Source organism: Oscillibacter sp. MSJ-31 (assembly GCF_018918025.1).
Taxonomy (GTDB): domain Bacteria; phylum Bacillota; class Clostridia; order Oscillospirales; family Oscillospiraceae; genus Hominicoprocola.
Window position 1 is genome coordinate 1 of sequence record NZ_JAHLPT010000042.1, and the last position, 7,475, is coordinate 7,475.

The 7,475-nt window shown below is 50.7% G+C and carries 9 protein-coding genes; 6 read left to right on the top strand and 3 right to left on the bottom strand.

The features are described 5' to 3' along the window. The first annotated feature begins 118 nt into the window (after positions 1-118). The 4 genes from KQI17_RS13080 to KQI17_RS13095 all read left to right on the top strand — a co-directional run bounded on the left by KQI17_RS13080 (position 119) and on the right by KQI17_RS13095 (position 3,106). Positions 119-1,648, top strand: a complete 1,530-nt coding sequence (locus KQI17_RS13080) for a DUF1998 domain-containing protein (RefSeq protein WP_216496645.1) — start codon at positions 119-121, stop codon at positions 1,646-1,648. Positions 1,649-1,898: 250 nt separating this feature from the next. Beyond that, positions 1,899-2,381, top strand: a complete 483-nt coding sequence (locus KQI17_RS13085; RefSeq protein ID WP_216496646.1) for a hypothetical protein — start codon at positions 1,899-1,901, stop codon at positions 2,379-2,381. Positions 2,382-2,404: 23 nt separating this feature from the next. Further along, positions 2,405-2,647, top strand: a complete 243-nt coding sequence (locus tag KQI17_RS13090; protein ID WP_118623231.1) for a hypothetical protein — start codon at positions 2,405-2,407, stop codon at positions 2,645-2,647. Between the two features lie 84 nt (positions 2,648-2,731). Continuing rightward, positions 2,732-3,106, top strand: coding sequence for a hypothetical protein (locus KQI17_RS13095; RefSeq protein WP_216496647.1), 375 nt, complete (start codon positions 2,732-2,734; stop codon positions 3,104-3,106). Here the strand turns inward: KQI17_RS13095 and xerC are convergent. After that, the gene (xerC, locus tag KQI17_RS13100) at positions 3,037-4,248 is read right to left on the bottom strand and encodes a tyrosine recombinase XerC (protein ID WP_216496648.1); all 1,212 of its coding nucleotides are present in this window, start codon (positions 4,246-4,248) and stop codon (positions 3,037-3,039) included. The two genes, KQI17_RS13095 and xerC, sit on opposite strands and share 70 nt — an antisense overlap. A 47-nt stretch (positions 4,249-4,295) precedes the next feature. Here xerC and KQI17_RS13105 point away from each other — a divergent pair, with 47 nt between their 5' ends. Further along, positions 4,296-4,691 (top strand): hypothetical protein, encoded by a 396-nt coding sequence (locus tag KQI17_RS13105; protein ID WP_216496649.1) that lies wholly within the window; start codon positions 4,296-4,298, stop codon positions 4,689-4,691. Between the two features lie 80 nt (positions 4,692-4,771). Beyond that, positions 4,772-5,335 (top strand): lipoprotein, encoded by a 564-nt coding sequence (locus KQI17_RS13110; protein WP_216496650.1) that lies wholly within the window; start codon positions 4,772-4,774, stop codon positions 5,333-5,335. Between the two features lie 380 nt (positions 5,336-5,715). Here the strand turns inward: KQI17_RS13110 and KQI17_RS13115 are convergent, their stop codons facing one another. Then, positions 5,716-6,717: a site-specific integrase gene (locus KQI17_RS13115; protein ID WP_253285838.1), complete on the bottom strand. Its 1,002-nt coding sequence runs from the start codon at positions 6,715-6,717 to the stop codon at positions 5,716-5,718. Continuing rightward, a partial coding sequence (locus tag KQI17_RS13715) for a M20/M25/M40 family metallo-hydrolase (RefSeq protein WP_253285839.1) occupies positions 6,714-7,475 on the bottom strand: 762 nt, incomplete at its 5' end. The genes KQI17_RS13715 and KQI17_RS13115, both read right to left, overlap by 4 nt.

Genomic DNA, 7,475 nt, shown 5'->3' on the forward strand with positions numbered 1-7,475 from the left:
CGCTGAACTTGTTGCCGCTCTGCTGCGCGCTCGACCGCAGACAGTTGGCGCGCGTGAAAGATTTCTATGGCTTCACGGATCGGCCGGATGGTGTAGCGCAGGTTGCCGTTCTTCTTGATTGGACAGCTACAAAGGTGAACTTGAAAAATCTCTGGCGGCACTGAAGCAAAAAAGAGATAATCATCCTGAGCTGTTTGGAACAGATGATAGTAGTGATTCTGGGAAAAAATCACTTTTGGATGCGCTTTATGAAGAGGGAATCATTCCTACCTATTCTTTCCCTAAAAATGTTGTTAGCACATATATTTCCGATATAAATGGGAAAGTAAAATATCAGGTCGAACGAGGATTAGATGTTGCTGTTGGTGAATATGCACCTGGCAGAGCGATCGTTGTTGATAAAACGACCTACCAAATCGGTGGATTGTATTATCCCGGAGGAGAACGGAGCGAAAAAAATGCTGCATCTCCAGCTAAAGCATTTATCCAGGATGCAAGCTACCGAAAAAGGATTCGTACCTGCAATCAGTGTGGTTGGTTTGGTTTAGAAGAGGACAACCCGAGTACCTGTCCTTTCTGCGGCAATAAAGCGTTGACAAATATGTTGCCTATGTTGCGCCCATGGGGATTTGCACCACGAAATGCCACATCTATTGAAACAGCACAATTGAATGAAGAATACTCGGCGACTCAGCAACCCCTATATTCCACATTGCCCAATGCAGATGATGTGACGGTTGTTAATGGGTGTGCCAATATCCGAATGGCTGTTCGTTCCAATCAGCGGATCATCATGCTTAACAAGGGTGTTGGCGGCAAGGGATTTACGATCTGCTGTGACTGCGGAGCTGCAATGCCCGGAGATGACCCCGTTGTACTTAAGGATATTTTGCGTCCGTATAGATCCAGATTCGCTAAGACACGTTGCAAACATACCGATACAGCTAATGTGAATCTTGGATATGACTTTGTTACAGATATGCTTGTTCTGGAATTTGCTTTAGATCGGCAGCAGATTGATATCAACCCCATGAGGAATTCTTGGCTAAATCGTGCTGGACAGTCTTTGGCGGAAGGCTTGCGCTTAGCAGTATGCCAGGAATTGGATATTGAATTTACCGAACTTGTGACTGGTTATCGCGTTAGACAAAATCGTGCTGGGGATTTCGTTGATATTTACTTGTATGATAGCCTTTCGAGTGGTGCGGGCTATGCTGTTAGCATTGAATCCTCTATTCGGCAACTACTTACCAAAACCCGAGAACTTCTCGATGGCTGTACTTGTGACAGCGCTTGCCATAGGTGTTTAAAGCACTATCGGAATCAACACATCCATAATGTCCTCGATCGTAAGGCTGCGCTTGACTTGTTGAATTGGGGAGAAACAGGCACAAGAGCACCGGCAATCTCGTACGGAAATCAACAGCATCTTTTGAAATCCTTAAAACAGATACTCCTGCTTTCTGGCGTACATATCGATGTTGGCCATGAAACAGTTTGGGCCGAGGGGGACAATGGCAAAAAGAAAGTAATAGTGTATCCAGCCATGTGGACAAAGCCTGCAGAAGAGAACGCTATTTTCGTGAGTGATGTGTATTTGAAATATGCAAAACCCTATGCCCTAAAAACAATCGTAGACAGTTTATAACGGAAATAGTAGCAAATCGTCATACGATGGTTTGCTGCTATTTCAGTCGTCCCGTCCGATAGTGCTTTGGGTGGGAGTTTGTTCCCCTATGAAGTGGAGTATCTGTGGTTGTACTCTTTATAGCGGTGCGTTTTTGGAACGAAAATGAGGATGCTGTAACTTTAATTTCCCACTTCATTTTTCACAAAAACCGTGGTATACTGTTTATGAGGTGAGGGCTGTGCAGTTTCGACCATTTGTTTACGATGCAATGAATCGACAAGTGCCGGTGGCTATTGAGCCGATGACGCCGCAGGATGCTGCGTTGACAGACCGAGAACCCTTGTGGCAGACCTCCTGGGCCAGCGAATATCTGGCCGACGAAAATTACGAAAAATACGCAGCCAGAGTTGGAGATGAGCTGATTGCTCTGGCAGCATATGAGGTCCTTCCGACTGCGCTGGTCGTACACATTGTGTATATGGAGGCACAGCCTGAGTCAAATCCTACGCTCGACGGAGGAACCCCGAAGTACAGAGGGATAGGGAGGCTGCTGATCGCCTATGGCATCAAGCTGTCCATTGACAGCGGTTTGACCGGCGATGTGGTGCTTGAAGCGAAGACGACGAGCTTGGCGAAGCATTATGAGGAAGACTTTGGGGCCGTTTTGCTTCCAACCTTTCAATCTTCCGCGCCAAGGTATTTGATTGCGGACGAAGCTGCCAAACGAATTTTCTTCACCTATCTGGATTGATTTTCTGCGAGGAGGTGCTTTGCATGGATATGAATAAAATCAGACCGGCGTCTGATGCGGCGTGGTATTGCCGCAAAGATGCAGAGGAAGAACGTTTTTATGAGATATTCTTTCAACTGTGCCGCAAATACAGTGTGCGTTGGGCAAGCGCCACACCGAAGGAGAAAAGCTTTATTGAAGAAGTGACCCGCGTCACCTATGAGCGGGACAGGGCGCAGCGGCTTGGTTTGCCGCTGTCGGAGGTGCGCCCCTCGTTCGCGTCCTGAAAGTTGTTTGACCCACACCGTGACCCACACGGGGAAATGAGCGGACGGAAACAATGGAACAAACAGGCTGCGACCTCATCCTTTTTGGACAAAAAAACGCCGCAAAGCCTTATACAGCAAGGGCTGGAAGGCTCTACGGTGGTTGGTAAGGATGAGGTCGGCGGTTCGAATCCGCCCAGCAGCTCCAACATTTTCCGCCTAAATCGTAAGGTTTGGGCGGATTTTGTTATGTTTTTGCAACTTTTCGAGTGTTTTTGCAACCTCGAAAAACGGCCTCGTTACCAAAAAAAGGCGTTTTACCAACTAACCGACCAACTTTTTGGCAAATGGAAAGCCCGCTATCCCTTGCGGCACAAGGGGTTGCGGGTTTTTACCTTTCCAACTTTCTATCAACTGGCGGTGTATATCCGCTGGATTGCTGCGGCTGCTTGTTCTGAGGTTTTGCGTCCCTTGACGTAATATTTCAGCGTCATGGCAGGAGTCGTATGTCCGGCTTCCGCTTGCGCTAATTTTATGTCTCCCGTTTGCTCATACAAATCGGTGAGGACAGTTGTACGGAAGCGAATAGGGGTTATATTTTCTTCAAATTTCAAGTCCTTTTTTATGCGGTTACACATCCGCCGTACCTGCGTGTAGGAAAGCGGCTTATCACCGCCGAACAAAAAGCGTCCGCCATCCATGCAGAGATACGGCAGTGCAGCGGCGGACAGGGCAATGGTGCGTTTGCTGCCGCCCGTTTTCGTGTCCTTGATTTCCGGCTGGTTGCGGTTGGGGTGTGTAACGGCTCGTCGGACGTGGATTTCCATGCGGTCAATATCAATATCCTCTGGTTGAAGTCCTAACACTTCTTCAAGCCGGAGCGGGTGCATGGCCTGTATTGCCAAGTACATTCGGTCAATCGGATTTTCAATCTCGGGAATGTGCTGCACAAGATAGCGCATTTGCTCCACGCTATACGGCGGCGTTTCCTTGCTGGCCACACCCTTGATTTTTATACGCTTGGATTTTAAGGGGTTTTTCAGCAGCAAGCCATCCTCAACGGCTGCGTCAAGGATTTGGTTCAGCACGATTTTCGCCTTGTCCTTGGTCGCCTTTGCTCCTGACATATGATTGAATAGCCGCTGCACATCATCGGGGGTTATTTCCTCGACGTCCATCCCGTCAAAGGCGGGAATCAGGTACAGCCTGATTTGCCGTTCGTAGGTAGTCGCCGTGACCGTTTCTATATTGGGCTTGGAATAGGTATGAAACCAGTTCCACGCATAGTCACCAAACGGATGCCTACCCGCGCTTTGCGGCGTACTGAGCAGCTTTGCTACCTTGTCAGCGAACTCCTGCATGGAGCTTGCGGTGATCCATCGTTTTTCTCCCGCTATCATAACGGGCTGATTTATTTTCGTTTTTGCCATCTCCGTATCACTTTCCGAGGATGGCGTGCAATCCGACTCTATGCGATTGTCAAGGTGCGGAAGCGTGGCCTGACATGGGCTTACTTCGTTGTTTTTATCATAGCACTCCTTGACGCTCTTTTCAATATAGGAAAGAATCTGCGGGAGAAACGCTGCGGGGTCGCTGCTGATTGCGCCGCTGATTCTTTTCAAGTCCTCTGGGGATGGCATGAGGCATCACCTCCTTTCGCGGTAAATTTGTGAGCGGGTTATTTATCGGCGGTATTCAGAACAAGGTACCCATTGATGGCGTTCATGTGCCGATAGAACGCCGACCAGTCATCATCCGTCTTGATAGCGGCAAGATTTACCTTGATGAACTCCGTCAAAATGGACGGGGCTTTTTTCTTGTGGACAAGGCCGATGCACTTTCAAAAGGCTGGAATGAAATTCGCATCGGACGAAGCAGCGTTGTTCCGGGCGTTCGTGTGGGAGCGGCGGGAACGAGCCACGCGGGGGCTGCGAACGCTGGCGGTGAACGCAGACCCAGCAGCACAAGAAAGCTGATATGTCCGTGCTGCGGCAACAGCGTGAGGGCAACAAAAAGCGTGCGTATCATGTGTATGGACTGTATGCAGCAGATGAATGAAGTCTGATCGCGGCGGGTAAGACCCCCGAAAGGGGGTCTTGCTTCTGCCAACGGGAAAACGTATACTAAAGCTGGGAGGGACAGACGATGAAAAAATATTTTGTGTGTAAGGTGGCGGTGCTGTTGCTCTGCACCGCGTTATTGACTGGCTGCGGCCAAAAGGACAAGGTTGCTTTGCCGGAGGATTTTCCGATAGATTTTGTATTCAGCAGTGGCGTAGGCGCGTGGGCGACCTCTATGACGCTGGAACAGGACGGGGCATTTTCGGGGGCGTATTACGACGCTGATATGGGTGTCTGTGACGAAGATTATCCGAACGGAACGGTTTATATCTGCGATTTTTCGGGGCGGTTTTCGGATATTCAAAAAGTAGACGAGTATAGCTATTCTCTGACGCTGGCGGAGCTGGACAGCGATTATGAAGCCGGAAAAGAGTGGATAGAAAACGGGACAAAAAATATATCCTCCGAGCCGTATGGCATGGAGGACGGGGACGAATTTATCTTATATCTGCCGGACACGCCGATAGATGGATTAGACGAGGGATTTTTGAGCTGGTGGCCGGGACGCTATGCGTCGGAGGGTCAGCCGGAAACGCTGGAAATGTACGGACTATATAACGTCAAAATGGGCTATGGTTTTTTTGAGTAGTTTTGAAAGTGTAGTTTCAAAGTTGGAAAAACGCAGCAAAAATAGAGCGCCAAAAAAGTTCGTTTTTGATACCCGAGCAACCGCAAAAGAGCGGATTACACGCATTTCCTCTAATAACTATAATTTTTTGATATTTTTGTCATTCGCCTTTGGTAAGGATGAGGTCGGCAGTTCGAATCTGCCCAGCAGCTCCAAAAAGCATCGAAAACTTCGGTTTTCGGTGCTTTTTCGTTGCAAAAACGCCGAAAACGGTGTGAGTCAAAATGTGGGTCAATTACTGACCCACACCGTGACCCACACGCGGAAATGTGCCGATAGGTTCAAAGAGTACCGGAGAGGAGGTTTTGCCCCTTCTCCGATATTTTTTATTCTTTTTCTGCTTACATGACCTGAGCCATGAAGCTACCCATCGTTTGCGCTGCCTCATCTTGTTTCTGCCTTGTTGCGTGAGTGTAGGTTCGCAGGGTGAATCCCGCATCGTAGTGTCCCAGCATGCTGCTGACGGTTTTGACGTCTACTCCGTTTTGAAGCGCCAAGGTTGCGAAGGTGTGTCTGAGATCGTGAAAGCGAATGTGTGGCAGTCCCGCGTCCTTCAGTATTTTCTTGTGTAGGTTTACGATGGAGTCGGGATAGTACATTTCACCCGTGACCGGTGAGGGGAACATGTAGGGATTGTCAAGATGCTTATTATGTTCCGCTACGAGGAGGTCAACGGCTTCTTGCGGTATGCTGACCTTGCGAACGGAGGTTTCTGTTTTCGGTCTGGTCAATGCTAACTCACCGTTAGGATTCTTGACATACTGTTTGCTGACGGATATGGTTCGGTTCTGGATATCGAGGTCAGACCAGAGAAGGGCAGTTAGTTCGCCCTTGCGTAATCCGCTGACCAGTTCCAAATAGAACATGGGGAGGAGTCCACGGGCATTTGCTGCATCGAGGTATTCTTTGATGTGCTCCGGCTGGAGGATCTGCATCTCGAATTTCTGAATTTTGGGAGCGATGCAGTCCTCAGTCGGATTGCGCAGGATCAGACGTTCTTTGACTGCCCGCTCGAAGGCGTTGTGCAGCATCAGATGTAGGCTGCGGACGGTCGTGCTGCTGAGCCCCGGATTGCCATGACCGCTCTTGCGGTCGATGCGACCGTTTTCCATCAGCTCTTTGTAGAGCTTTTGCAGATCGTGTGCGGTCAGCTTGGTGAGCTTGATATTGCCGATGCGGGGAATCGTGTACTGCTCGACCATCAGATGGTAGCGGTCTGCCGTGGCAACTCTTATGTTTGGCTTGGCGTAAATGTCGTACCAGCTTCGCAGCCATGTGGCGACGGTATACTCATCGGCACGGCTGACGTCAATACCCTTGACCGATTCCAGCGCGGCACTCAATTTCGCCTTGCATTCTTCTTGTGTCTTGCCGAGAACATTTTTAATGATCCGCTTACCTGTCTCGGGATGGTAGCCCGCGGTGTAGCGACCTTCCCAGCGTCCATCGGACCTCTTGCGAATTCTTTCACGGCAAGCTGTGCCACAACATCAAGAAACACATTGGCGCCGACGGCAAGGTCAGCGTCGCGTGTCAGCTCCAGCGGATTGTGGCTGACGCCGCGGACGCTTGGAACGAAGATCATCGCCGTGGGACAGATGCGAGCAAGCATCTGCGCATCCTGCCCTGCGCCGGAGGTCATGCGGCGGCAGGAAAGCCCCCGCGCGGCGGTGGAGCCTTCGATGAGCCGCACGATCCCCTCGTCGAAGAGCACCGGATCAAAACGGCTGAGCCGCTCGGCTGTGATCTTGACGCGGTCGGTCCTTTCCAGCTCCGCAAGATAGTCTGCAAGCGCCTGCTCCTCGGCGCAGAGCTGCTGCGCGTCGGGGTTGCGGGCGTCCACGGTGAACACAGCCCTGGACGGAATGACGTTGATGGCGTTTGGCTCGAACGTGATGCAGCCGGTGGTGGCGACGGTGCGGCTGTCCGGCAGCTCACAGCGGCGGCGCAGGAAGGTGATGACCTTCGCGGCGGCGAGGCCCGCGTCCACGCGGTAGGCGGTCGGCGTGGTGCCGGCATGGTTCTGCTCTCCTTCGATGGTGACGCGCTGCCAGGAAATGCCTTGCAGGTTTTCGACCGCGCCGATGGAAATGCCCTCGGC